Origin of the sequence: Burkholderia sp. Ac-20365 (assembly GCF_017104715.1) — a bacterium.
Taxonomy (GTDB): Bacteria; Pseudomonadota; Gammaproteobacteria; order Burkholderiales; family Burkholderiaceae; genus Paraburkholderia.
In genome coordinates this window covers 461,340-486,280 of the sequence record NZ_JAAGPI010000001.1, presented here as the reverse complement: position 1 = coordinate 486,280, position 24,941 = coordinate 461,340, and the positions used below count along the sequence as shown (strand labels likewise).

Annotated in this window: 22 protein-coding genes; 6 read left to right on the top strand and 16 right to left on the bottom strand. The window is 62.6% G+C overall.

The window, feature by feature from the left end:
• Positions 1–688: 688 nt before the first annotated feature.
• The 11 genes from G3O01_RS01970 to G3O01_RS01920 all read right to left on the bottom strand — a co-directional run bounded on the left by G3O01_RS01970 (position 689) and on the right by G3O01_RS01920 (position 13,122).
• Positions 689–1,006, bottom strand: a complete 318-nt coding sequence (locus tag G3O01_RS01970) for an AraC family transcriptional regulator (protein ID WP_241023611.1) — start codon at positions 1,004–1,006, stop codon at positions 689–691.
• A 23-nt stretch (positions 1,007–1,029) separates the two neighbouring features.
• Positions 1,030–2,220, bottom strand: coding sequence for an FAD-binding oxidoreductase (locus G3O01_RS01965; RefSeq protein WP_205802750.1), 1,191 nt, complete (start codon positions 2,218–2,220; stop codon positions 1,030–1,032).
• Positions 2,217–3,656 carry an NAD(P)/FAD-dependent oxidoreductase gene (locus G3O01_RS01960; protein ID WP_205802749.1) on the bottom strand — a complete coding sequence of 480 codons (1,440 nt, stop codon included), beginning with the start codon at positions 3,654–3,656 and terminating at the stop codon, positions 2,217–2,219. Before G3O01_RS01960 ends, G3O01_RS01965 begins: the two co-directional genes overlap by 4 nt.
• Positions 3,635–3,955 carry a (2Fe-2S)-binding protein gene (locus G3O01_RS01955; protein WP_205802748.1) on the bottom strand — a complete coding sequence of 107 codons (321 nt, stop codon included), beginning with the start codon at positions 3,953–3,955 and terminating at the stop codon, positions 3,635–3,637. The genes G3O01_RS01960 and G3O01_RS01955 overlap by 22 nt, the downstream gene beginning before the upstream one ends.
• Positions 3,952–5,781, bottom strand: a complete 1,830-nt coding sequence (locus G3O01_RS01950; protein WP_205802747.1) for an ABC transporter ATP-binding protein — start codon at positions 5,779–5,781, stop codon at positions 3,952–3,954. The genes G3O01_RS01955 and G3O01_RS01950 overlap by 4 nt, the downstream gene beginning before the upstream one ends.
• Positions 5,778–6,734: an ABC transporter permease gene (locus G3O01_RS01945; protein ID WP_205802746.1), complete on the bottom strand. Its 957-nt coding sequence runs from the start codon at positions 6,732–6,734 to the stop codon at positions 5,778–5,780. Before G3O01_RS01945 ends, G3O01_RS01950 begins: the two co-directional genes overlap by 4 nt.
• Entirely contained in the window at positions 6,731–7,687 is a 957-nt protein-coding gene (locus G3O01_RS01940) for an ABC transporter permease (protein WP_205802745.1), read from the bottom strand. The genes G3O01_RS01945 and G3O01_RS01940 overlap by 4 nt, the downstream gene beginning before the upstream one ends.
• Positions 7,688–7,755: 68 nt before the next feature.
• On the bottom strand, positions 7,756–9,375 hold the full coding sequence (locus G3O01_RS01935) for an ABC transporter substrate-binding protein (protein WP_205802744.1): 1,620 nt from the start codon (positions 9,373–9,375) through the stop codon (positions 7,756–7,758).
• An 81-nt stretch (positions 9,376–9,456) separates the two neighbouring features.
• Complete coding sequence (locus tag G3O01_RS01930) at positions 9,457–10,731, bottom strand: FAD-binding oxidoreductase (protein WP_205802743.1); 1,275 nt, start codon at positions 10,729–10,731, stop codon at positions 9,457–9,459.
• A gap of 29 nt (positions 10,732–10,760) precedes the next feature.
• Positions 10,761–11,429, bottom strand: a complete 669-nt coding sequence (locus G3O01_RS01925) for a haloacid dehalogenase type II (RefSeq protein ID WP_205802742.1) — start codon at positions 11,427–11,429, stop codon at positions 10,761–10,763.
• A gap of 214 nt (positions 11,430–11,643) precedes the next feature.
• Positions 11,644–13,122, bottom strand: coding sequence for an aldehyde dehydrogenase family protein (locus G3O01_RS01920; RefSeq protein WP_205802741.1), 1,479 nt, complete (start codon positions 13,120–13,122; stop codon positions 11,644–11,646).
• A 212-nt stretch (positions 13,123–13,334) separates the two neighbouring features.
• On the opposite strand from G3O01_RS01920, the gene G3O01_RS01915 reads away from it, so the two are divergent.
• Complete coding sequence (locus G3O01_RS01915; protein WP_205802740.1) at positions 13,335–14,231, top strand: GNAT family N-acetyltransferase; 897 nt, start codon at positions 13,335–13,337, stop codon at positions 14,229–14,231.
• A 69-nt stretch (positions 14,232–14,300) separates the two neighbouring features.
• Here the strand turns inward: G3O01_RS01915 and G3O01_RS01910 are convergent, their stop codons facing one another.
• The gene (locus tag G3O01_RS01910) at positions 14,301–15,671 is read right to left on the bottom strand and encodes an MFS transporter (RefSeq protein WP_205802739.1); all 1,371 of its coding nucleotides are present in this window, start codon (positions 15,669–15,671) and stop codon (positions 14,301–14,303) included.
• Between the two features lie 312 nt (positions 15,672–15,983).
• Here G3O01_RS01910 and G3O01_RS01905 point away from each other — a divergent pair, with 312 nt between their 5' ends.
• Positions 15,984–16,490 carry a GNAT family N-acetyltransferase gene (locus G3O01_RS01905; protein WP_205802738.1) on the top strand — a complete coding sequence of 169 codons (507 nt, stop codon included), beginning with the start codon at positions 15,984–15,986 and terminating at the stop codon, positions 16,488–16,490.
• A 25-nt stretch (positions 16,491–16,515) separates the two neighbouring features.
• On the opposite strand, the gene G3O01_RS01900 is transcribed toward G3O01_RS01905, so the two are convergent.
• Positions 16,516–17,367: an alpha/beta hydrolase gene (locus G3O01_RS01900; protein WP_205802737.1), complete on the bottom strand. Its 852-nt coding sequence runs from the start codon at positions 17,365–17,367 to the stop codon at positions 16,516–16,518.
• A 125-nt stretch (positions 17,368–17,492) separates the two neighbouring features.
• Positions 17,493–17,906, bottom strand: a complete 414-nt coding sequence (locus G3O01_RS01895; RefSeq protein ID WP_205802736.1) for a cupin domain-containing protein — start codon at positions 17,904–17,906, stop codon at positions 17,493–17,495.
• A 198-nt stretch (positions 17,907–18,104) separates the two neighbouring features.
• Between G3O01_RS01895 and G3O01_RS01890 the strand changes: the two genes are divergently transcribed.
• Positions 18,105–18,701 (top strand): molybdopterin-dependent oxidoreductase, encoded by a 597-nt coding sequence (locus G3O01_RS01890; protein ID WP_205802735.1) that lies wholly within the window; start codon positions 18,105–18,107, stop codon positions 18,699–18,701.
• Between the two features lie 15 nt (positions 18,702–18,716).
• Here G3O01_RS01890 and G3O01_RS01885 read toward each other — a convergent pair whose 3' ends face one another.
• A complete protein-coding gene (locus tag G3O01_RS01885; protein WP_205802734.1) occupies positions 18,717–19,646 on the bottom strand; it encodes a pseudouridine-5'-phosphate glycosidase in 930 nt (309 codons plus the stop codon).
• 228 nt (positions 19,647–19,874) lie between these two features.
• On the opposite strand from G3O01_RS01885, the gene G3O01_RS01880 reads away from it, so the two are divergent.
• The 3 genes from G3O01_RS01880 to G3O01_RS01870 all read left to right on the top strand — a co-directional run bounded on the left by G3O01_RS01880 (position 19,875) and on the right by G3O01_RS01870 (position 24,283).
• Positions 19,875–22,622 carry a glucosidase gene (locus G3O01_RS01880; RefSeq protein WP_205802733.1) on the top strand — a complete coding sequence of 916 codons (2,748 nt, stop codon included), beginning with the start codon at positions 19,875–19,877 and terminating at the stop codon, positions 22,620–22,622.
• A gap of 31 nt (positions 22,623–22,653) precedes the next feature.
• Complete coding sequence (locus G3O01_RS01875; protein ID WP_205802732.1) at positions 22,654–23,205, top strand: thioredoxin family protein; 552 nt, start codon at positions 22,654–22,656, stop codon at positions 23,203–23,205.
• 76 nt (positions 23,206–23,281) lie between these two features.
• A complete protein-coding gene (locus tag G3O01_RS01870; protein ID WP_205802731.1) occupies positions 23,282–24,283 on the top strand; it encodes a helix-turn-helix domain-containing GNAT family N-acetyltransferase in 1,002 nt (333 codons plus the stop codon).
• On the opposite strand, the gene G3O01_RS01865 is transcribed toward G3O01_RS01870, so the two are convergent.
• On the bottom strand, positions 24,270–24,884 hold the full coding sequence (locus G3O01_RS01865; protein ID WP_205802730.1) for an HAD family phosphatase: 615 nt from the start codon (positions 24,882–24,884) through the stop codon (positions 24,270–24,272). The two genes, G3O01_RS01870 and G3O01_RS01865, sit on opposite strands and share 14 nt — an antisense overlap.
• Between the last annotated feature and the right edge of the window lie 57 nt (positions 24,885–24,941).

Genomic DNA, 24,941 nt, shown 5'->3' with positions numbered 1-24,941 from the left:
GTTTTGCCTGCTTCAGGCGTTGCCCCTGTGCGGGGCGGCACTTACTTTCTTTGCCGCCGCAAAGAAAGTAAGCAAAGAAAGCGGGCTAACACCGCCCGTTCTTGACCTCCGCCTGAGGGCCCCCAACAGTTCCTCCGCTTCACACGGCGTTCTGCCATTCATTGCCCGTTGCAAGCGCTCTTATTGAGCGCCTCACCCGCTTCATGCTCCCGCGTCGCCACACGCGCGACGGCATTTCCCACGTTCTATAGCGACAAACTGTGTGTAGGCTTTCGCGCGGTGTGCGCTTCACTCCGGACTGAAAACCACGAGCGGTGTCGTAAGAGCGCCGAGGCGTGAAGCACTACGACCTACACATAGTTTGCCACCTGGGCGGCATCAACCATTCGCAACCGCTGGCTGTGCTACGGGTGATTGAAGCGGGTGAGGCGAATATTCGGCGCGCTGGCAACGGGCAGTGACTGAGAAGTTGCCGTTTGAAGCGGAGGACCCGTTGGGGACCCTCAGGCGGTGGTCAAGAGCGGGCGGTGTTAGCCCGCTTTCTTTGCTTACTTTCTTTGCGGCGGCAAAGAAAGTAAGTGCCGCCCCGCACAGGGGCAACGCTTGAAGCACGAAGGCATAACGCGGATGCCAGCGAAAACACAAGCAAACCACACCTGCGTCGCAAGACAAAACAAGACAAACCAGCTCACCTCATACCCTTGGCATCCTCCAAAAACCGACTCGGCGTAACCCCACAAAACCGCTTGAAATGCCGAGCCAAATGACTCTGATCAAAAAACCCAACTTCGGTAGCGACAACAGCCCCTGGCACCCCAGCCAACAGCAACGTCTGTGCGCGCCGCACCCGCACTCCGCATAGATACTTATAAGGCGAAAGCCCAACCTGCTGTCGAAAAACGGTAGCAAACCGCGAAACGCTGAGCGCCGAGAGTTCGGCCAATTGAGCCAGACTCACAGCCTTATCGAAATTCGATTCGATATAAGCCAGCGCATCGCGCAACATAAAAGAAGACGACTGAACGCCACTCATGAAGAAACCTCGACGGAAGCAGAAGCAGAAGCAGAAGCAGCAGGCGCATCCTGCAAAGACACATCACCCTGAAATCGCCCGATAGAAAACATATCCAGCGCAATCGCCGTGCTGCCAGCATCGATCAGTTCAGCCAGCGTCTCGCCAACACCCGGACCGATCTGAAACCCCGATCCGCTAAAACCAAACGCATAGAACAAACCCGGTACCTTCGAACTCGGCCCGATCACCGGCTCGGAATCCGGCAAATAACTTTCGACGCCACTCCACACTCGAATCACATGCAGCGCGCGAAGCGCAGGCACCAGCCGACGAAACTGCGCCATCTGCTGCACCGTGTTCTCCGGCAACACCGACGCACGCCGCGTCCCCGCATCGGCGGGACCAGAAGGTCCGCCGCCCAGCACGATGTTGCCGCGCGGAATCTGCCGGAAATACACGCTCTCTTCCTTGATCGACGTGTACACACCCATCGACGATCCGAACACATACGGCACCGGCTCGGTGACCGCCATCTGCGGCCCGCGTGCGATGAGCGGAACCGGCTCGCCAAATTGCGTCGACAGCGCGTTCGCCCACGCACCCGCACAAATCAACACCTGCTCCGCACGATACACATCGCCCGCCGCACTCTCGACCCGAAAGCCACCCGCCTCCTTCTCGACGCGCACGACCTCCGTGTTCTCGACGACACGCGCGCCAAGCCGCGCTGCCGCACGCCCAAACGCAGGTGACGCAAGACGCGGGTTCGCATGCCCGTCCAACGGCGAAATCGATGCAGCCAGCACTTCGCGGCCCAGAAACGGAAAACGCCTGAACATCGCCGCGCCATCCAGCACTTCGAGATCGAGGCCGTAAGTACGCGCCTCCGCGGCATAACGATGGAAATATTCGGCGTCGTGCGCGTAATAACAGACGCGCGTATGACCGGAGCCAAGAAACTCGACATCCTCGCCAAGCAGTTCCTTCGACCGACGCCACGTATCCAGCGCGCGATTGGCCATCGCGAGTTGCGTCAACGCGCGGCCTTGTCGTCGCACACCGCCAAAATTCACGCCGCTCGCCTGTTGCCCCGTCAAGCCGCGCTCGAGCAGAATCACCGAGCGCTGTCTGCGCCGCAGAAAAAACGCCGTCGATGTCCCGACGATACCGCCACCGATCACGATCACATCGGCACGATCACTCATTCGCTGAACTCCTGTGCGCGGCCTTCCATTTCTTCTGAACTGCAAGTTGTTGCGCGTGTGGAACAAATCGCCATCGGCAGCGGCTTGACGGGCGCCTGGCCGCGCAGCCGGCCGACGGCTTCGAGCGGCACGCGTGCTTCGGCCGCGATCACTTCGGCGCCCGCATGCGCGCAGAAACGTCCCTGGCAGCGGCCCATCCCGACGCGTGAAAATGCCTTCGCGCGATTCGCTTCCTGTGCGCCCATCTCGCGCACCACGCGCCGCAATTCGCCTGCTGTGATCGCTTCACATCGACACACAATGGTCTCGTCGGGCAGCGCGGCGGCAAAACGCGCAGGCCACGGAAACGCCGCGCGCAAGCCCGCTGCAAAGCGCGTATAGCGAGCGAGTTCGGCACGCAACGTCACAACGTCGCCACGTTCGATGCCCGCATCGCGCAACGCCGCCAACGCAGCGAGCCTTCCCGCGCGTTCCGCTGCATCCGCGCCGCGCACGCGTGCGCCATCGCCCGCCAGATAGACGCCCGCGACACTGCTACGGCCATCGGCATCGACATGCGGCAGCCACGTTTGCGTCGCATCGTCGAAACGGAATTCGCAGCCCGCGAGATCCGCAAGCTGTGTTTCGGAGCGCAGGTGATAGCCGAGCGCGACGGCATCGCATGCCACGTCGAGCAGAGCGCCGTTGGCGAGTTTCACCCGCACGCCTGTCACGCCATGTTCCGCTGAACCGTCGATCGCAATCGGCGTCACGCCCCGATGAACCGGCACGCCCGCGCGCCGCAACACGCTCATCAACGCAATGCCCTTGCGCAGCGTCGACGGAATGGCGAGCAATTGCGGTAACGCACGCACGCGCTGCGCAAACGTCGATGTATCGAGCACGGCGCTCACCGTCGCACCCGCCTTCACATATTGCGCAGCCACCAGATACAACAACGGCCCGGTTCCCATCATCACGACCCGCGCGCCCACCGCACAGCCTTGCGATTTCAACGCGACCTGCGCGCCGCCAAGACTGTATGCACCCGCGTGATGCCAGCCGGGCACGGGCATCAACCGGTCCGTCGCGCCGCTGCATACGATGAGCGCATCGAACGGAAGTTCGTCGTAGCGCGTACCCGTCACCACATGTACCGCCTTCGTGCCGATATTCCACACCAGCGTGTCGGGCCGATAGTCGATACGCGCCCGCAATGCGTCGAAGTCGCGATGCAGCGACGCGGCACGCTCCGCCTCCGTGCCATACAGCGTTTCATACGACCGCGAAAAGCCTTCTGGCTGCCGTCGATAAATCTGGCCGCCGTCGCGCCGCCCTTCATCGATCACCACCGGACGCAACCCCGCTTCGGCCAGCGCCTGCGCAGCGCGCACGCCCGCCGGTCCCGCGCCGATCACGATCACCTTCAACTGCGTCACGTCCCGATGCGCGGCCATACGCCCTCCGTGGCAAGCGCAACACGCGTGACGATCGACATGCCCGGCACAGCGGGCGTCGTGCAGGCACGCACGCGCTCGCCATCGGCCGTCCAGACCCAGCAGTCCTGGCACGCGCCCATCACGCAAAAGCCCGCGCGGCGGCCGTCGCCGAATTCGGAATCGCGCAACGTGTCTTGCGCCGTCAGTAACGCGACCATCAACGTGTCGCCTTCGGCTGCCTGCGCGACGATCCCATCGATCGTGATGTCGAACGTCTTGCGCCCCGTCTCCGCCACTCTCACGAAGCGCGCTTTCATGCCGTCACCGTTTCCGCTGTCTGCATGCGCGTCAGTTCATCCGCCGAGTGATGACAGCGAATCTGCGCGCCCGACGGCAGCTTCTTCATCGACGGCGGCGTGACGTTGCACTTGCCATCGATACGCGCCGTACAGCGCGAGCGGAAGCTGCACAGATCGTGAGAATCGGCAGAAGCAGCCATCATGGGCAATGCGCCCGACGTCAACGCACGCCGCGAATCGAGCCAGCCCGGACGCAGCTCAGGCACGGAATCGACCAGCAGCCCCGTGTAAGGGTGATACGGCGGCGCGGCAAGCGCATCGCGCTGGCCCGCTTCGACGCATTGCCCTGCATACAGCACGATCACTTCGTCGCAGATCGCGCGCACCGTCGAAATGTCGTGGCTGATGAACATGTACGACACGCCCAGCTCACGACGCAATTCGCCGAGCAGGTCGAGAATCGCCGCGCCGACCACCGTGTCGAGCGCCGACGTGACTTCGTCACACAGAATCAGCGCCGGATTCGCGGCCAATGCACGCGCCAGATTCACGCGCTGTTTCTGTCCGCCCGACAGACCGCCTGGTTGACGCTTCGCTATGGAAGCCGGCAGCTTCACGAGATCGAGCAGTTCGAGCATCCGCTTGTTCGCCGCCGCGCCACGCAAGCCGTGATAGAAATTCATCGGACGCGCGAGGATGTCGGCAATCGTGCGGCTCGGGTTGAGCGCCGTGTCCGCGTTCTGGAACACGATCTGCACGCGCCGGTATTGTTCCAGCGTGCGTTGCGACAGCTTCGCGGGCAACGGTTTGCCGTCTAGCAGCACGTCGCCGCTCGCGCGGTCCACCAGACCCGCGACCACGCGCGCAAGCGTCGTCTTGCCCGAACCCGATTCGCCAATCACACCCAGCGTGCTGCCGCGCGCGATCTTCAGACTCACGTCGTCGAGCACCCGCACGGCGGGCACGCCGTTCGAGTCGATGCGTCCATAGCCTGCGCTCAGGTTGCGGATTTCGAGCAAAGGCGGTGGATCGTTCCTGCTGTTCGACGCCAGTTCGGGTTCGGGGCGCCGCGTCGCCGCGAGCAGTTGGCGCGTGTAGTCGTCGGCGGGCGCGTCGAGCACTTGCGCCGTCGTCCCGTTTTCGCGCACTGTGCCGCCGTTGAGCACGACGATGCGATCCGCCATCTGCGCAACCACGGCCAGATCGTGCGACACGTACACGGCCGTCGTGCCAAGCTCGCGCACCACTTTCTTGAAGGCGGCGAGCACTTCGATCTGCGTGGTGACGTCGAGCGCCGTGGTCGGCTCATCGAACACGACGACGGCGGGATCGGTAATCAACGCCATCGCCGCCATCAACCGCTGCAACTGCCCGCCCGACACCTGATGCGGATACCGCGAGCCGATCGTTTCCGGCGCGGGCAGTGCGAGCGCGCGGAACAGATCGACGGCTTTCGCACGCGCAGCGGCGGGCGTCATCAGCTTGTGCAGCAGCGCCGGTTCCGTCACCTGATCCATGATCGTGCGCGCGGGATTGAAGCCCGCCGATGCGCTCTGTGCGACATACGCAACCGTACGCGCGCGCAATGCACGCCGGCTGTTGTCGTCGAGCGAGAGCACATCCACACCGCCGATCTTCACCGAGCCGCCCGCAATCGAACATCCGCCGCGCGCATAGCCGAGCAGCGACAACGCGATCGTCGTCTTGCCCGACCCCGACTCGCCGATCAGCGCGAGCACTTCGCCTTTCTTCACCGAGAAATCGACACCCTTCACGATCTGCACAACCGGATCGGGCGCCGCGCCCGCGACCACACGCAAGCCTTTCACTTCGATCATGTTCATTTGCCGCCTCCGTGAGCGCGTGCGCCACGACGACGCAGACTGTCGATCAGCAGATTCACGCCGATGGTCAGCGTCGCAATCGCGACGGCGGGCATCAGCACAGCGGGCGCACCTTCCGCAAGACCGCCGATGTTCTCGCGCACGAGCGAACCCCAATCGGCATTCGGCGGTTGCACGCCGAGACCGAGAAAGCTCAGACCGCTCAACAGCAACACGATGAACACGAAGCGCAAGCCGAAGTCCGCGAGCATCGGATGAATCATGTTCGGCAGCACTTCGACGCGCGCGATATAGAACAGCCCTTCGCCGCGCGCTTTCGCGACCTGCACGTATTCGAGCGTCATCAGATTGACGGCGAGCGAGCGCGAGATACGAAACGCGCCGGGAATGTAGGCGAGCGCCGCGACCATGATCAGCATCGGCACCGACGAGCCAAACGCGGCGATCACGACGAGCGCCAGCACCTTGCTCGGAATCGAGATCAGCGCATCGAACAGGCGGCTCAGCGTTTCGTCGACCCAACGCCCGGACACGGCAGCAAGCAGCCCGAAGAACGTGCCGATGCAACTGGCGAGCAAGGTCGATGCAAGCGCCAGCCCGACCGTGTATTGCGTGCCGTACAGCACGCGGCTCAGCATGTCGCGGCCCAGGTAATCGGTGCCAAGCGGATGGGCGGCGCTATACAGGCCGAAGATTTCCGTCGACGTCACCGCGCCGCCCTTGTACGGCGCAACGAGCGGTCCGATGAACGCGACGCCGAGCCAGAACACGACGATCACGAGGCCGATCAGGCCGAGCGTCGAAAAGCGGTTCACGAGGCGGCGCAACGCGCCGCGCCTGACGATTGCCGCTTCGACGGGCGCTTCTGGAGCGGCATCGGCACAAGGCCGCGCTTCGTCGTCGGGCGCTGCGTACAGCACGGTCGTCGCATGAGATGTGGCGGGTCGGTTCATCGTTGACGCAGCCTCGGGTTGGAGATGATTTGACACAGGTCGGCGATCAGCACGAGCGCGAGATACGCCGCGCAGAAGACCATCACGCAGCCTTGCACGAGCGGCATGTCGCGGTTCGTGACGGCATCGACCATCAGGCTCGCGAGCCCCGGATAGTTAAAGATCGACTCGACGATCACCACGCCGCCGAACAGATACGACAAACTCAGCGCAACCGCGTTGGCAATCGGGCCGATCGTGTTCGGCAGCACATGGCGCAACACGATGCGCATCGGCGAAGCGCCCTTGAGCAATGCCATCTCGACATACGAAGCATTCAGCTGATCGAGCACGGCCGCGCGCGTCATACGCGCCATCTGCGCGACGATCACGCAGCACAGCGTCATCACGGGCATCGCGTAGATGCGCAGCAGCGCGCCGAACGACGTCACCTCGGACAGATACGACAGCGCGGGCAGCCAGCGCAGTTTCACCGCAAACACCAGCACAGCGATGGTCGCAATCAGGAACTCGGGCACGGCCACCGTCGACAGCGTCAGCACGTTGAGCGCGCGGTCGAGCAACGACCCGCGAAACATCGCCGACAGAATGCCGATCACGAGCGCCACGGGCACCGACACGAGCGCAGTGAGGCCCGCCAGCACGAGCGAATTGGGCAAACGCGTCGCGATCAGTTCACTGACAGGAAGATTGTTCGACAGCGACGTGCCGAAGTTGCCGCTCACCACATGCATCAGCCATTGAACGTAGCGTTGCAGCGCGGGCTGATCGAGGCCGAACTGATGGCGCAGTGCGGCGACCTGTTCGGGTGTCGCGGCCTGGCCGAGTGCCTGTTGCGCCGCATCGCCGGGAAGCAGGCCGGTGATCGCAAACACGATCGCCGATACCAGCAGCAGCGTGAGCAGCGCGAGACCGAGGCGCGCGGCGATGAGTCGTTGCGCGTGGGCTTTCATCGGATATCGCCTCCTTCATTTGAAACCGCGCGCCGCCAATCAGCGGCACGCGTGGTAGTGCGGCAGGCTCAGGCGTCGAGCCAGACGTTCTCGGCGAACATGAAGCCCATCAGGCCCGCGAGCGGAATCGAGCCGAGACCTTTGAGCTTCGACGAGTGCGCGTCGAGCGAACTCTGGAACATCGGAATGCCGACGCCACCGTCGTCATGCACGAGCTGCTGCATGTCGCCGTAGATCTGCTTGCGCTTCGCGTCGTCCGGCTCGCCGCGCGCGGCGACCAGCATCTGGTCGAACTTCGGGTTCTTCCAGTTCGCCTCGTTCCACGGTGCATCCGACTTGAAGAACTGCGTGAACAGCACGTCGGCGCTCGGGCGCGCGTTGATGTTGCCGTAGCCGAGCGGATGCTTCATCCAGTGATTCGACCAGTAGCCGTCCGACGGCACGCGCACCACTTGCAGATTCAGGCCCGCTTGCGGCGCGACCTGTTGCAGCAGCATCGCCATTTCGACGGAACCTTCGGCGGCGGGCGATGCGTAAAGCTGTACGGGCGTGCTGCCGAGCTTCGCCTTCTGGAAATAGAACTTCGCCTTGTCCGTGTCGAATGCGCGTTGTGGCAGGCCGGACAGGTAGTACTTGTTGGTCGGATCGATAGGCTGATCGTTGCCGATCGCGCCATAACCGAGGAACACCGCGCGGCGAATCTGCTCGCGATCCATCAGATGCGTGAGGCCGCGGCGGAAATCCGCTGTGCCTGTGATGCCGCCTTCGTCGCGCATGATCAGGTCCGTGTACTGGCCAGTCTTCGTCTCCAGCACGGAGAAGCCAGGCGTGCCCTTGATACGCGACGTCGAGCGCGGGCTGACGGCGTTAATCAGTTGCACGTCGCCGGAAAGCAGCGCATTCACACGCGCCGATTCGTCGCCGATGCCGATCAGCTCCACCTCGTCGAGATGCGGCATGCCCGGCTTCCAGTACTTCTCGTTGCGCACGCCCACCGTGCGCACGCCGGGCGAAAATTCCTTCAGCTTGAAGGGCCCGGTGCCGACAGCCGTCTTGAAGTCGGTCGTACCGTCCTTGATGATCAGGAAGTGCGAGGTCGCGAGAATCACGGGCAGATCCGCATTAGCACCGACGAGCGTGATCGTCACTTCGTTCGGGCCCGTTGCCTTCGCTTCCTTGATCTGATCCGCAAGCGTCTTCGCTTTCGATGCGACGGCGGGATCCTTGTGACGCATCAGCGAGTAGATCACGTCGTTCGGCGTGAGCGACTTGCCGTCATGGAACTGCACGCCGCTGCGCAGCTTGACGACCCACACGGTCGCATCCTTCGTTTCCAGCGATTCGGCCAGCGCCATTTTCGCGCCGAGGTGCGAGTCGAGTTCCGTCAGGCCGTTGTAGAACATATTGGCGCGCACGTAGTCGGTGCCGAGCGCGCCCTTGGCGGGGTCGAGCGTATCGGCAGCGGAAGCCGACTGCGTCGCCACGCGAATCTTGCCGCCCTGCTTCGGCTTGCTCTGCTGAGCGAACGCAGCGCCGCTCGTCGCGAGCAGGCCTGCGCCCGTCAGCGACATCATTCCGCCTGCCGCCAGCGCGCGCAGGACGTCGCGCCGCGATGCGCCGCGCCGCGTCAACTCTTCGAGCCGGATGCCGGCGTGGGCGACTGCTTCAGGCGATTTATCGTTGCTCATGAAACTCTCCGCGTCAGATGGTCATGGGGAAATCAATCGGCAGCTTCGGGCTGTCTGTGTGTGAGACGTCAGCAGGCAACGTCAGTAGAAAACGTCTTTGATCTGGTAGTACGCGCCGACCAGCGGCAGAAACCACGGTTTGCCCGTGTGTCCAGGAATGGCCGGCCAGTCGAAATCGCGCCACGGGTTCGCCGCCACATTGCCGCCGATCACGTCGGCCATCACCTGGCCCATGTGCGTCGACATCTGCGTGCCGTGGCCGCTGTAGCCCATCGAAAAGTAGATGCCGTCGTGCTGACCGGCGCGCGGCAGACGGTCCGCCGTGATATCGACGAGGCCGCCCCAGCAATAGTCGATGCGCGCATGCGTGAGGCTTGGGAAGGTTTGTGCGAGATTCGCTTGCAGGATGCGGCCGCTCTTTGCATCGGACGGCCGTTCGGATGCGGTGAAACGCGCGCGTCCGCCGAACAGCAAACGCGAATCGGGCGTGATGCGGAAATAGTTGTGCATCAGGCGGCTCGTCGTGTACGAGCGACGTTGAGGCAGCAGGCGCGCAAGCTGTTCAGCAGGCAGCGGTTCCGTCACCACGATGAACGAGCCGACGGGCGCGAGCCTGCGTCGATACCATCCGAACGGACCATGACGTGACGGCCCGGTTGCGATCAGCACCTGATCCGCGCGCAACGTGCCGCGCGCCGAATCGATGCGATACGCGCCGTGATCCTTCGCGATCGACGTCACCGCTGCATGCTCGAACAGCTTCGCGCCCGTGCGCACGGCAGCGTTCGCGAGTCCGACCGCGAACTTGCCCATATGCATCTGGCCACCATGCTTTTGCAGCAGGCCGCCGTAGAAACTATCCGAATCGACTTCGCGGCGAATCGCGTCGCGCGAGATGATCTCGACATCGGGATCGACTTCGCGGCGAATCAGTTCGGCCGTCTGTTCGAGATGCGCGAGATGATGCGGCTTCGCGGCGAGCTTCAGCTTGCCCGACGCCAGGTAGTCGCAATCGATCCGTTCTTCGCGAATCACGCGCTCGACGGTATCGACCGCCGCCGCATACGCGCGATAGCAACCCTGCGCACGTTCGACACCCAGTTGCGCGCGCAGCGCCGCATAATCCTGCGCGACGCCCGTATTGCACTGGCCGCCGTTGCGACCCGACGCGCCGCCGCCCATCCGGCCCGCATCGAGCACCGCCACCGACGCGCCACGTTTGCCGAGCGCGAGCGCCGCGGACAACCCGGTGAAACCGCCGCCGATCACGGCGACATCGACATGCGCATCAACGGGCCCTTCGCTCGCCTGAATGCCGGCGGGCGCGGTATCGAGCCAGTAGGAGTCGAGTTTCATCGGGTGTCCTTGCGCGTGTGGAGTGTGAATCAGAGGCCGAGCTTCGTGGCGAGATCGCCGATCGTGTCGACTTCGTAGTACTCGTAGTACGGCGTGCCCGGTTCGTGGCCGCGCTTGACGAAGGCCTTGTGCTTGATCCCCATGTCGTGCGCCGTCATCAGGTCGTAGCGCAGGCTCGACGACACGTGCAGGACGTCGCCCGGGTTGCAGTTCAGCTGGTCGAACATGTACTCGAAGCCCTGCATGCGCGGCTTGTACGATTGCGCCTGCTGCGCGGTGAACACGCGATGGAACGGCGCACCGAGCTTGTCGACGTTGCTCTGGATCTGATCGTTCGATGCATTCGACAGGATCACGAGCTTGTACTTCTTCGCCAGACGCGACAGACCTTCCGGCACGTCCGGATGCGGGCCCCACGTCGGCACGGCGAGGTAGAACTTTTCGGCTTCGGCTTCGTTGAACTCGACGTTCATGCGCTTGCACGTGCGGCGCACCGCGTTGACGATCACATCGCGATACGGCTTCCATGCGCCGAGCACTTCGTCGCGGCGATAGCCCGAGAAGAAGGCAACGAATTGTTCCAGCTCGGCGCCGTGCAGGCGGTCGGCGTACATCTCGCGCGCCATATCGGCCATGCGGAACTTCGTCAGCGTGCCGTAGCAGTCGAACGTGATGTACTTCGGCTCGAAATCGATCATGGTGTCAGTCCTATCGTGTTGTGAACTCATCGGGAGTTCAGTGGCGAAAACAGGAATCGCATCCCTGTGAAAAATTTAATCAGTGCAAAAACTGCGGTGGTCGTCGATTCGAGTGGGTCCGACGACACAAACCACGCGTTTTGAGGGGCATCGGCAGCAGACTATGCGGCGGCGTTTTCGGCGCTTTTCGCGTGTCAGGGTTCGCCCTGGTCCGTCAGGCGCGCACGTCGATCAGCACGCTCTTGAAACGCAGGTTCGCTTCGTATGCCTGCCGCCCCAGGTCCTTGCCGATGCCCGAGCGCTTGTAGCCGCCCGTCGGGATCATGAAATCGCTGGTACGGCCGTAGCGGTTCACCCATACGGTGCCCGCCTCGATGCCGCGCACCATGCGCAACGCGCGGCCGATGTCGGCTGTGTGCACGCCTGCCGCGAGGCCATAGTCGGGATGCGCGGCGAGTTCGAGTGCTTCGTCTTCGGTGTCGAAGGTTTGCAGGGTCAGCACGGGGCCGAAGATTTCTTCCTGCACGGCTGGCGTTTGCTGCGTGACGTTGGTGAGCAACGTTGGCGTGTAGAAGGCACCCGGCGTGGCCGCGTCTGCGCGATGGCCGCCGCAGCGCAAGGTCGCGCCGCTCGCCACGCTGCGCTCCACGATCGCCTCAATGCGCGCCGCCTGCGGATCGGAGATGATCGGCGGCAACGTCGCATCCGGCGTCCAGGTTGCGCCCGCTTTCAGTTCGCTGAAGATGCGCTGGATGCGGTCGGCCAGCTCGTCCGCCATCGGGCGTTCGACCAGCAGCCGCGAGCCCGCCACACACACCTGTCCTGCGTTCGTCGTAATGGCGGCCGCAATGCGGCGCGCGACATCGTCGATACGTGGTGCGTCGGCGAATACGATCTGCGGGCTCTTGCCGCCCAATTCGAGCGTGACGGGCTTCGTGCCCGTTTCGGCGCAGGCGGCCATGATGGCGGCGCCCGTGCGCGTCGAACCCGTGAACGTCACCTTCGCGATGCGCGGATGACGCACGAGCGCATCGCCTGTCGTGCGTCCGTCGCCCTGCAGGACATTGAAAATGCCGGGCGGCACGCCCGCTTCAACGGCCAGTTCGGCAAGCCGCAGCACGGAGAACGGCGTCATCTCCGAGGGCTTCAGCACAACCGCGTTGCCCGCTGCGAGCGCGGGCGCGATCTTCCACGACGCCATCACGAGCGGGAAATTCCACGGTGCGATTGCGCCGATCACGCCGTACGGTTCGGCGATGGTCATGCCAAGATGATCGTGATCGGTGGCGGCCACGTCGCCGCCAATCTTGTCGGCGAACTCCGCATAGAAACGGATGCCTTCCGCGGTGAACGGCACGTCCCAGTTGAATGCGTCGCGAATGGGCCGCGTCGAGCTGAGCGCTTCGAGCGGCGCGAGTGTCTGTGCATCAGCGGCGACGAGATCGGCAAAACGACGCAGCACGCGTGCACGTTCTCGCGGCGCCATGCGCGCCCAGCCGCTCGTGCGCCATGCTGTCCATGCGTTCTGCACGGCACGGTCGATCATGTCAGCACCGGCGACGGGCACCGATGCATAGACAACACCATCGGATGGCCGCGCGACGTCGATACGCGGGCCATGCTCATCGACGTATTCGCCGCCGATGAAATGTCCGCTGCGCACGTTGATCGCGGTGGGATCGAAACGGTCCATTTGCGTGAGTCCTCGATTGCCTTCGATGCTGGAAATCGTAGGCTCACGGCCGCGGCATATTTCACCGACAAAAAAACGCGCACAGCAGATTTGACGCGTTATCGTCGCCTGAACTCCGCGTTTTGCAGCGCATCATCTACAGCGCGAGCGAATGCGTGCAAGACAGAAGGATCGTCCTAGTCATGCGCGCGGGACAGTGAGAGAGTCACGGTATGTGTCTTCAGAACGAGGAGGCCGGCGTGTCCGACCCAAACGGCAACGGTGTGATCGACTATCGCCCTTTCACCGCCGACGATATCGCGGCGGGGCATGCGCTATCGAGCGCCGTCAGATGGCGGCATCGTCCCGACGACTGGCGCTTTGCGGCGCGCCTCGGCCAGGGTTTCGTCGCCGAGGATGCAAGCGGCGTAATCGGCACCGCGTTCGCATGGCGCTTCGGACGCGAGGCAGCGACGCTCGGCATGATCATCGTCGCGCCCGAGCGGCAGCGCAGCGGCGTGGGACGCAAGCTGATCGAACTGTTGATGGAAGATCTCGGCCCGCGCACGTTGTTGATGCATGCGAGTCCGGCGGGCGTGTCGCTGAGCGAAAAGCTCGGCTTTCAGCGCATCGGCACGATTCATCAGCATCAGGGCGCGGCGTTTCAGCCGCCGCTCGTGTCACTGCCACCAGGCGAGCGGCTGCGCCCGCTTGGCGTCAACGACGCGCCGCGTCTCATCGAACTCGCGACACGCGCGAGCGGGCTGGACCGGCAGGATCTGGTGCCAGCGCTGCTCGATATCGCGAGTGGCATTGCGCTGGATCGCGATGGCGAGCTGATCGGCTTCGCGCTGTTCAGACGGTTCGGAGACGGACATGTGATCGGACCAGTAATTGCGCCGGATTCGCCCGATTCGAGCCGCGCGAAGGCGCTCATCAGTCACTGGCTGGCGCTGAATGCGGGCATGTTCGTGCGTATCGATACGCCTGTCGAGTTCGGGCTTTCTTCGTGGCTCGAAGGCCTCGGGTTGCCGCACGTGGATAGCATCGAGAAGATGATGCGCAATGGGCCGCTTCCCGCCGATGCGCAGTTGAAGCAGTTTGCGCTTACCAGTCAGGCGGTATGGTGAAGTGCTGACTCAAACGACAATGCCCGCGAAGCCCGAAATCCAAATCGGGCATCGCGGGCATGGTTGGCTTTACTTCAATTCAACGCGCTTGATCTCTCCCACGATCACCAGATAGCTGACAATCGCGATCAACGCATTGCACGCAACGAACACCAGCGCGCCGCTGAACGAACCCGTCGCCTTGACGATATAGCCGATGATGATCGGCGTCGTGATTGCGGCCACATTGCCGAACATGTTGAACATGCCGCCGCTCAGACCCGCGATCTGTTTCGGCGACGTATCCGCGACCACTGCCCAGCCGAGCGCGCCCAAGCCCTTGCCGAAGAACGCAAACGCCATGATCGCCACGACGACAGCCGACGAATCCACGTAATTGCACGCGATCATGCTGGTCGACAGCAGCATGCCGACAACGATCGGCACCTTGCGCGCAACGGTCAGCGAGCAACCCTTGCGAATCAGGAAGTCGGAGAAGATGCCGCCCAGCACGCCACCGATGAATCCGCACACGGCCGGCAACGCAGCGACAAAGCCCGCATTGAGAATGGACATGCCACGCTCTTTGACGAGATACACCGGGAACCACGTCAGGAAGAAATACGTGAGCGTGGTGATGCAATACTGCGCGATATACACGCCGAGCAGCATCCGGTTGCTGAGCAGCTGCTTGACGGACGACCATTTCGGCACGTCGTTCGCGGCCTGTGTCGATGCGACGGCTGCGGGCTCGTTCACTGCAGCACGCTTTTTCGGCCCGTCCATATCGATCAGCGCGCCGCCTTCCTTGATATGGTCGAGTTCAGCACGGCTGATACGCGGATGATCCTTCGGGCTATAAACCGTCTTCATCCACACGAGGCTCGTGACGATCCCGACCGCGCCCATGAAATAGAACACGTACGGCCAGCCGAAACGGTGCGTGACCCAGCCCATGATCGGCGCGAACAGCACCGTCGCGAAGTATTGCGCAGAGTTGAAAATGGCCGACGCCGTGCCGCGCTCCGCGGCAGGAAACCACGAAGCGACGATACGACCATTGGCGGGAAACGACGGCGCTTCACTCAAACCCACCAGAAAGCGCAGCGCGAAGAGCGTGGTCACGGCGATCGACACGCTCAGATAGGTCACGGTGCCCTGCATGACCGTGAACAGCGACCAGATGAAAATGCTGGCCGCGTAGACGCGCTTCGAGCCGAACCGGTCGAGCAGCCAGCCGCCCGGCAACTGGCCTAACACATACGACCAGCCAAACGCGGAAAAGATGAAGCCCATGGCCACGGCATCGAGACCGAGATCTTTCGACATCGACGTGCCTGCCATCGACAGCGTCGCGCGGTCTGCATAGTTGACGGCCGTGACGAAGAACAGCATCGCAACGATCCCGTAGCGGATGTGCGTTTTTCGCGCGGCGGTCACGCCTTGTGCGACGTTGGCCATGAAGTCTCTCCTCCTTACGCTCCGGTGTTAAACCGGCAAGATTGCGCAACCGGGATACACGGGACGAGATAACGCATTTCGTCTCATAGGTTGTCTGATGACAGATTGAAGCCGCACACCAATTTTTGCAATCGGGCGTTTACCCTGGAGACGCGACGCTGCGACTCGTTCTCACGCGGCATAAGGCACAGCGTTTACCTGTCCGATCCATGATATGAGCGCTCACGCCGACTTAGTTGTACGACGACGTATTTCGTCAAATCACGAAGCCCACTCAAGCTTTCAATGCGTCCCATCCCTTAAAATCGGGCCATGGAAACCACCATCCGCCCTCTTCACGCCGACGACGCCGCCGCCTACGCGTCGCTGCGTCTGCGCGCAATCGACGAAGCGCCTGAATCGTTTCTGTCGACACGCGAGGAAGAAGCAAAACGCTCGATCGAAGAGATTGAAGCGCGCATCTGCTCGACGGCGAATCAGGTGGTATTCGGCGCATTCGCCGGCGAGGCGCTGGTCGCCGTCGTGGGATTGCGGCGTTACCCGTTGCGTCCCGTGCAGCAAAAGGGCTTTCTGTGGGGTTTGTTCGTCGCGGATACGCACCGCAGGAGCGGTATCGCGCGGCGCCTGATCGCGGCAGTCGTCGATGAAGCGCGCACGATGGGGCTGACGCAGATTGCGCTCAATACGGGTGTCGAGAATGCGCGCGCGATTGCGCTATATCAGGCGGTGGGTTTCGAACCCGTGGAGGACGAGCCGGACGACGATGCCTTCGACGGCGACGCGGATCGCGAAGTCGAAATGGTGCTGCAGCTCGGTTGAGCGCTTGAGCGCGAAAGGCGTCGCGTCAGTGTTCGATGAAGGTACGGAGCATTCTGTTGAACGCGCCGGGATTCGCGACGTTCATGCCGTGCGACGCGCCCGCGATCGTTTCGCGATGCGCCTGATAGATCCAGCCTTCGAGGCTGTCGACGTTGTTGCGGAACATCCGCGGACTCTTTTGTCCGTCGATCAGCAGCGTCCGGCATGCGACCTGCGCGGCCGTATCGCGTGAATAGGCGGGCAGCGGATCGAGAAACTGCTTGGGCAGCGTGCTGGCGTTATCGATGGCCATCATGCGGAACGCGTCCGTGCTCTTTTTCCACGCGCCGGGCGCGCTGACGGAATCGACGAACAGTTCGAGGCCCGGCTCCACGACGCCGTCTTCGATCATGCCTGCCACCTTGGCGCGCAACGCGTTCATCGCGGACGGCAAGGACGCCTCGCGCATGCCGTCCAGTTGCAGCGGGCCGCCGGGATCGGCGAGCGTCAAGGTTTTGACGAGCCGCGGATATTCGAGCGCAAGCTGAAACGCGACGCAGCCGCCGCGCGAATGACCGACGAGGTGAACGGGCGCGAGATCCATCGCAACGATGAATTCGGCCAGCTCCGCGACATGCGCCTGCCAGCCGAAGTCGTTCTGGATGCACGCTTCGGCGGCAGGCCAATAGTGGCTCAGACTCGGCGCGATACAGCGGAAATGCGCGGACAGCGGCGCGATCTGCGCGTCCCAATAGCGGTAGTCGCACAGCGAGCCATGCACGAACACGACGGGTTCGCCCGCGCCGCGCTCCACATACGGAATGCAAATGCCCGATGCGACATTCGCGAAACTCAGCTGGGCCTCGGCCAGCAATGAGTGGTCGGTTCGCATGTTCATGGCAGTCACTACCTTATATGTATCGCGGTGTGCCTACTATGCAGGATTCTGTGATGTAAGAAAAACGCGTAATTCGGATCGATCCGATCAGTTTTTCTGATACCGGTCGTCATCGGGCCCGCGTGTTACTCGCTGGACGGGTCGTAAGGCACGACCTGCTCCTGCTCGCCGGGCAGATTGCGCGCCACGATCGCGCGCGCCGGTTCGGTCGCGCTGAGGTTGAACGGCTGATGCGGCATGCCGGGCGGAATGAACAGAAAATCGCCCGCTTCCGTGACGACCGACTGACGCAACCCCGGCCCGTAGCGCGTTTCCACGCGCCCTTCCAGCACGTAAATGCCCGTTTCGTAACCGCAGTGGCTATGCGGCTCGGCATGTCCGCCGGGTGGCACGACGACCAGATGCATCGACAGCACTTTCGCACCTGCTGTCGTCGCCGAAATGCCGACGAAGTACGGCAACTTCTGCGTCGTGGCAATTTCCCTGTCGGGACGCACGACCACGAGTTGCGCGAGTTCGCGTTGTGAATCGTCTTCCATATGCGACTCTCCCGGTTCGATGCAGCGGTTCGATGCAGCGCTAAGCCCGGAATAATTCTATGCCGTGCATCATCGGTTGACGGGCGGAATCTGCCCTCTCCTGAAGCGTTCACTGAACACGCTATTGGGCCCTACCAGCGACTTGTTGTCGGTGTATAAGAGTCGAACGCGTCGACGACATCAGCGGAGCCATTGAACATGAACAAACGCCAGTTCCTTGCCAGCGCCGCTGTCATCGGCGTCGGCGCCACGCCTGCATTCGGCGCCACGAATGCGAAATCCGCCGCCTGTGCCGCGGCTCCCGCGATACTCACGGTGTCGGGCGCGATCAAGCGCTCGAACCGCGGCGCGCTGGACCCGGCATTCGATCCGCTGATGACGAAGCAACTCGTCAAATTCACGTCGGCCTACACGTTCGATTACCCGACGCTCGCGGGCATGCCCGCCGTCACGATCAGGCCGACCATCGAATACGACGCGAAACAGCACACGTTGAGCGGTCCGCTGCTGGCGAACGTGCTCGAGCAGACGGGCGCGGCCAGCGCGGGCGATACGAAGGTCTCGATGCGCGCCATCGACGGCTACGCAGTGCTGACCACGCTCGATAACATTCGCGCATGGCGCTTCATCGTGGCGACGCAATTCGACGGCAAGCCGATGCCGCTCGGCGGCCTTGGCCCGCTCTGGGCAATCTACGATGCCGACAACATTCCCGAACTCGCCAGCAAGCCGCTCAAGGAGCGTTTCGTGTTGTGTCCGTGGGGACTCTACGAGATCACGGTAGCCACGGCGTGAATACGCGGCGACGGCTCAACGCGTCTGCGCCAGCGCAAGCGCGAGCCGCGCGCCGACTTCCGCGTTGTGTCTGATCAGCGCGATGTTGGTCGCGAGGCTGCGCCCGCCCGTCAGCGCCTTGATACGCGACAGCAGAAACGGCGTGACCGCTTTTCCGGTGACGCCTTGCGCTGCGGCGTCTTCGAGCGCCTGCGTCGTCCACGCGTCGATTTCGGCGGACGGCATGGCAGCGGCTTCGGGAACCGGCGTGCTCAACACGACGCCGCCTGCGAGGCCGAGATCCCATTTGGTGCGAATGAAGCGCGCCTGCTGCACGGGGTCGTCCAGTCTGAAATCCGCGCGAAAACCGCTGTCGCGCGTGTAGAACGCGGCGAAGTTGTCCTGCTCGCAACTGAGCACGGGCACGCCATGCGTTTCCAGATATTCCAGCGTCAGCCCGATATCCAGAATCGACTTCGCGCCCGCGCACACCACCGCGACCGACGTTTTCGCCAGTTCCTGCAAGTCCGCTGAAATATCGAAGGTTTCGGATGCGCCGCGATGCACGCCGCCGATACCGCCCGTCACGAACACTTCAATGCCCGCCAGCGCCGCGCAGATCATCGTGCCGGCTACCGTCGTCGCGCCCAGTTCCCCGCTGGCCAGCACGGCGGGCAGATCGCGGCGACTGACCTTGTGCACATTGTCCGAGCGCGCGATCAGTTCGAGTTCCTCGTCCGACAGCCCGATGCGGATACGCCCGCCGATCAGCGCGATCGTCGCCGGCTCCGCGCCGAGATCGCGAATCACCGCCTCTACCTCGCGCGCCGTGCGCACGTTCTCCGGATACGGCATGCCGTGCGCGATGATCGTCGATTCGAGCGCGACGAGCGGGCGGCCAGCCGCGCGCGCAGCGGCCACGGACGCGCTGAACGTCAGCCACGAGCTTGCGAGGTTCGCAACCATATCGATGTGTTCCGCAATGTGATGCGCTCAAGTATGCAGGAGAACCTGCGCTGAAACGACAATGCAGTATCGGCAGCACCTGATTGATAGCCGCCCCTTCGAATCGCCACACAGCGCGTTGGCGCCTATCATCATGATTCCGTCCGCGCACACCGCGCATGCGACGGAAAAGCACAGGCGTTCATGTATCGAACGTATCGGACGATCGGTTTCGCCCGGGAGGCGTCAATGCAGCCGTTGAGTGCAATCAATCTGCTCCAGACGAAGGAAGGTTCGCGTCTTCATGGCCCGGACCTCGCGCATTGGCGCCGATGGGGCCCGTATCTGAGCGACCGCCAATGGGGCACCGTGCGCGAGGATTACAGCGAATACGGCACGGCGTGGGATTATTTTCCGCACGATCATGCGCGCAGCCGGATGTATCGCTGGGGCGAGGATGGTATCGGTGGATTCGGCAACGATCCACTCGACTGGTGCGTATCGCTTGCGCTCTGGAACGGGCGAGATGCCATCATCAAGGAACGGCTGTTCGGCCTGACGAACGAGCAGGGCAATCACGGCGAAGACGTGAAGGAGTTGTACTTCTACGTCGACGGCACGCCGACGCATTCGTACATGAAGATGCTCTATAAGTATCCGCACGATGCTTATCCCTATCAGGATCTGATCGACGAAAACGCGCGGCGCGGCGCGGATCGGCCCGAATATGAAGTGCTCGATACGGGCGTGTTCGACGACAACCGCTACTTCGACGTGTGGATCGAATACGCGAAGCACACGGCCGACGACATCGTGATGCGCGTGACGGTCGAAAACCGCGCCGACTGTGACGCTGCACTGCACGTATTACCGCAGTTCTGGGCGCGCAACCGTTGGGCGTGGTCGGGCAAGCCTGGCAAACCTTCGTTGACGCTGGAGCCCGATCCTGCCGAAGGCGCGCGGGTCGTCGCGCGCAATCCCGCATACGGCACGATGATCGTGACAGCGTCGGCGCAACAGCCCGTCGAATGGCTGTTCTGCGAGAACGAAACCAATGTGCGCCGCATTTTCGGCATCGACGGTGACGGGCCGTTCAAGGACGGCTTCAACGATTATCTGATCGATGGCGACGAGCGCGCGATACGGCGCGACGAAGGCACGCGCGCGGCTGCGCATGTCGTGCTTCAACTCGGACCACACGAACAGTCCGAGCTCTATTTGCGCTGGCGTCCCGAGTCCGTTGCCGAATTTGCGCCGCTCGACATGCCCGCCCTTTTCGCGCGCCGCCAGGCGGAAGCCGACGAATTCTACGCAGCCCTTCAACATGACATCACCGATGCCGACGCCCGGCTCGTGCAGCGTCAGGCGCTCGCCGGCATGTTGTGGTCGAAGCAGTATTACCAGTTCGACGTGACGCGCTGGCATGACGGCGATCCGGGCCAACCCACGCCGCCGAAAGTCCGCAGGCATGGCCGCAACGCGGACTGGCGGCACATGTGCAACGGCGACATCGTATCGATGCCCGACAAGTGGGAGTACCCGTGGTACGCATCATGGGATCTCGCCTTTCACGCCGTGGCGTTCGCGATCATCGATCCCGACTTTGCAAAGAAGCAATTGCAGTTGCTCGTGAAAGAGCGCTACATGCATCCGAACGGGCAACTGCCCGCATACGAATGGGCGTTCGGCGACGCGAATCCGCCCGTGCATGCGTGGGCCACGTGGCGTGTGTATGAACTCGACCGCGAGATAACGGGGGTTGGCGACCACGAGTTTCTCGAAGTGATGTTCCATAAGCTGCTGCTCAATTTCTCGTGGTGGGTCAACCGCAAGGACGCGGACGACCGCAATATCTTCCAGGGCGGCTTTCTCGGACTCGACAATATCGGCATCTTCGATCGCTCTTCGCCATTGCCGACGGGCGGCCGCATCGACCAGGCGGACGGGACTGCGTGGATGGCTTCGTATGCGCTCGATCTGATGCAGATCGGCCTCGAACTCGCGATGACGAATTCGGCGTACGTCGAAATCGCGGTGAAGTTCTTCGAACACTTTCTGTATATCGCCGAAGCGGTCAGTTGCGGCGAAGTCTGCAATACAGGGCTATGGGACGGGCGCGACGAGTTCTTCTATGACGTACTGCATCTTCCCGACGGAACGCGCGTGCCGATGCGTATCCGCTCTATCGTCGGACTGATTCCGCTTTTTGCGGTACATGTACTCGACGAACAGGTGCATGGTCATCTGCCAGGATTGCGCGAACGGCTGGCGTGGTTTCTCGATCACCGGCCGAATCTCGCGAAACTCGTGTCGCGCTGGACAGAACCCGGCAAAGCCAACACGTCGCTGCTATCGCTATTGCGCGGACACAGAATGAAAGCGCTGCTCAAGCGCGCGCTCGATGAAAACGAGTTTCTGTCCGACTTCGGCGTGCGCGCGCTTTCGCGTGTGCACCTGAAAGAGCCGTACGTGTTCGATCACGATAGCGTGCATGTCTGCATCGAGTATCTACCTGCCGAGTCGGAATCGCGTGTGTTCGGCGGCAACTCGAACTGGCGCGGCCCCGTGTGGATACCCGTCAACTATCTGCTGATCGAGTCGCTATACGAATTTCACCGCTACTACGGCGATGATTTTCGCATCGAACATCCGACGGGTTCGGGCAAATGCAATTCGCTCAGTGATGTCGCCGACGATCTCGCGCGGCGTGTCACGACGCTATTCCTGAAGAACGAGCAAGGCGTGCGGCCGGTGATGGCTGCGTATCCGATGTTGCAAGCGGATCCGCGTTCGCAGGACCTGATCCTGTTTCATGAGTACTTTCACGGCGACAACGGACGCGGCGTCGGCGCTTCGCATCAGACCGGCTGGACGGGGCTGGTCGCGCTGCTGCTCCAGCCGCGCATGATGCGGCTTTCTCACGTCGCGCCCGATGCGATGCCTACTGCTACAACCCACACGAAGGAAGACACGATGGCTGCAACAATGGGCCGTTAGTTCGTCGACACGATGAACCAAGGAGCACTGGATGGCTACTGAATCTCCACCTGGCGAGCCCGGCACTGCAGCGCCGACATTTTCGCTGCCTGCAACGGATGGACGCACTTACACACTCGAGGAAGTGCGCGGGCCGAAGGGACTGGTCGTGATCTTCATGTGCAACCATTGTCCTTATGTGAAGGCAGCATTGCCGCGCATCGTGCGCGACGCGCGCGATCTGGCGGAACTGGGCATCGGCACTGTTGGCATCAACGCGAATGACAGCGTTGCGTATCCGGACGATTCATTCGAACGGATGATCGCGCTGTCGGCTGAATGGCAATTGCCTTTTCCCTATCTGCACGATGCGTCGCAGCAGGTCGCGCGTGCTTACGGCGCGGTGTGCACACCGGAGTTCTACGGCTTCGATTCTGGGCTGCTATTGCGTTATCGCGGCAGGTTGGACGCGTCGCGCAAAGATCCTATTCCCGATGCGCGCCGCGATCTGTTCGATGCGATGCAGCAAATCGTGCAAACGGGCGCCGGCCCCGACACGCAATATCCCGCGCTGGGATGTTCGATCAAGTGGAAGGACGAATGAGTTCACCTCTTGCATGAGTTGCATAAGTTGCGGAATGCAACTATAGTGGTTGCGAAGCGCAACTACAGGAAAGACCGTGGACATCGTCGATACACCCGCCCAATCACGCGACAAAACCATTCTCGAACTGCGCGAGTTCTCGCGCAAACTCGTGCGGGAACTGGGCTTCATGCGCGCCACGCTGGCGGAAAGCGATCTCGCGCCGTCTGCCGTGCACGCCATTCTCGAGATCGGCGCGGCGCCGGGCATGCAGGCGCGCGATCTCGCTCACCTGTTGAGGCTCGACAAATCGAACGCTAGCCGGCAGATCGCAAAACTCGAGACGGCTGGGCTAGTCGAACGCACTGCGTCGAGCGACGATGCACGTTCGTCGGAGCTTTATCTGACTAGAGCGGGTCAGCAGCTTCGCAAGCAGATCGACAAGTTCGCGACCGATCAGGTGTCGAGCGCGCTGCGCAAGCTCGCGCCGTCCGATCAACAGTCACTGGTGCGCGCGCTGTCGCTGTATGCGAGCGCGCTCGCGCAGGACAACGACGCGAAGGAAACGCAACAGGCCGCGGCATCGGGCGCGCAGATCGTAGAGGGTTATCAGCCCGGCTGCATCGGCGACGTTGCGAGTCTGCACGCGCGTTACTACTCGCAGCATTCCGGCTTCGGCGTGTACTTCGAAAAGATCGTCGCGACGGGACTCGCGGAATTTGCGGCACAGTTGCCCGATCCGAACAGGCAAATGTGGCTTGTGGTCGACAACGGCAGAACGCTGGCGTCGCTCGCCATCGACGGAGATCCAAAGAAACGCCTCGCGCATTTGCGCTGGTTCATCGTCGACGATTCGCTGCGCGGCTCGGGCATTGGCAGGCAATTGATGACGCGTGCGATGGCGTTCGTCGACGAACGCTTCGACGAAACCTATCTGTGGACTTTTAAAGGACTCGATGCCGCACGGCATCTGTATGAAGCGTTTGGCTTCGAACTTGCCGAAGAGGCGGAAGGCACGCAATGGGGCAAGACCGTCGTCGAGCAGCGCTTCGTTCGGCGCAAGGCGACGTCGAAACGCTCGCGTGCTAAAGCAGATTGAAGCGCGCGAGTTCCTGAGACAGCGCGTCGGCGCGGGTGAACTTGTACGCGTGCAGACCTGCATCGGCAGCGCCTGTGACGTTGGCATCGGAGTCGTCGATAAACAGCGTGGCGTCCGCATCGACGCCGCACTGACGGACGCATCCCAGATACGCCTGCGCAGCCGGCTTCGCAGCGCCAAACGCCGCCGACGGATACACGTGCGCGCCGAATAGCTGCGCGACGGGCGGATTCAGATAGCCGATATGATCGGTGACGAGACGGCAGTTGTTGGTCAGCACGGCGATTGCGTGCCGGTTCGCGACTTGCGCGGCAACGGCTAGCGTGTCCGCGTTGGGCGTGATCGATGCGTGTCGTGCCGTCAGCCACGTGTCGCGGCTGACTGTGCAACCCAGCATGTCGCCGAGTTCGCGCAGATATTCGTCGTCGGTAATCTCGCCGGCGTCGGCACGCGCTTCGAGGCCCGAGTCCCAGATCGCGTGGCGCACGGCTTCGGGCGCCACGCCCGTCAGCTGTGCCATGCGTTGCGTGCGCGCTGCGCGATCGTAGTGCGACAACACGCCTTCCATGTCGAACAGCACGAGCTTGATCGATGACGTCATGGCAATGGCTCCGCATCAATGAATGCGCGAAGTACTCATTGTGCCCCGATGCGCCAA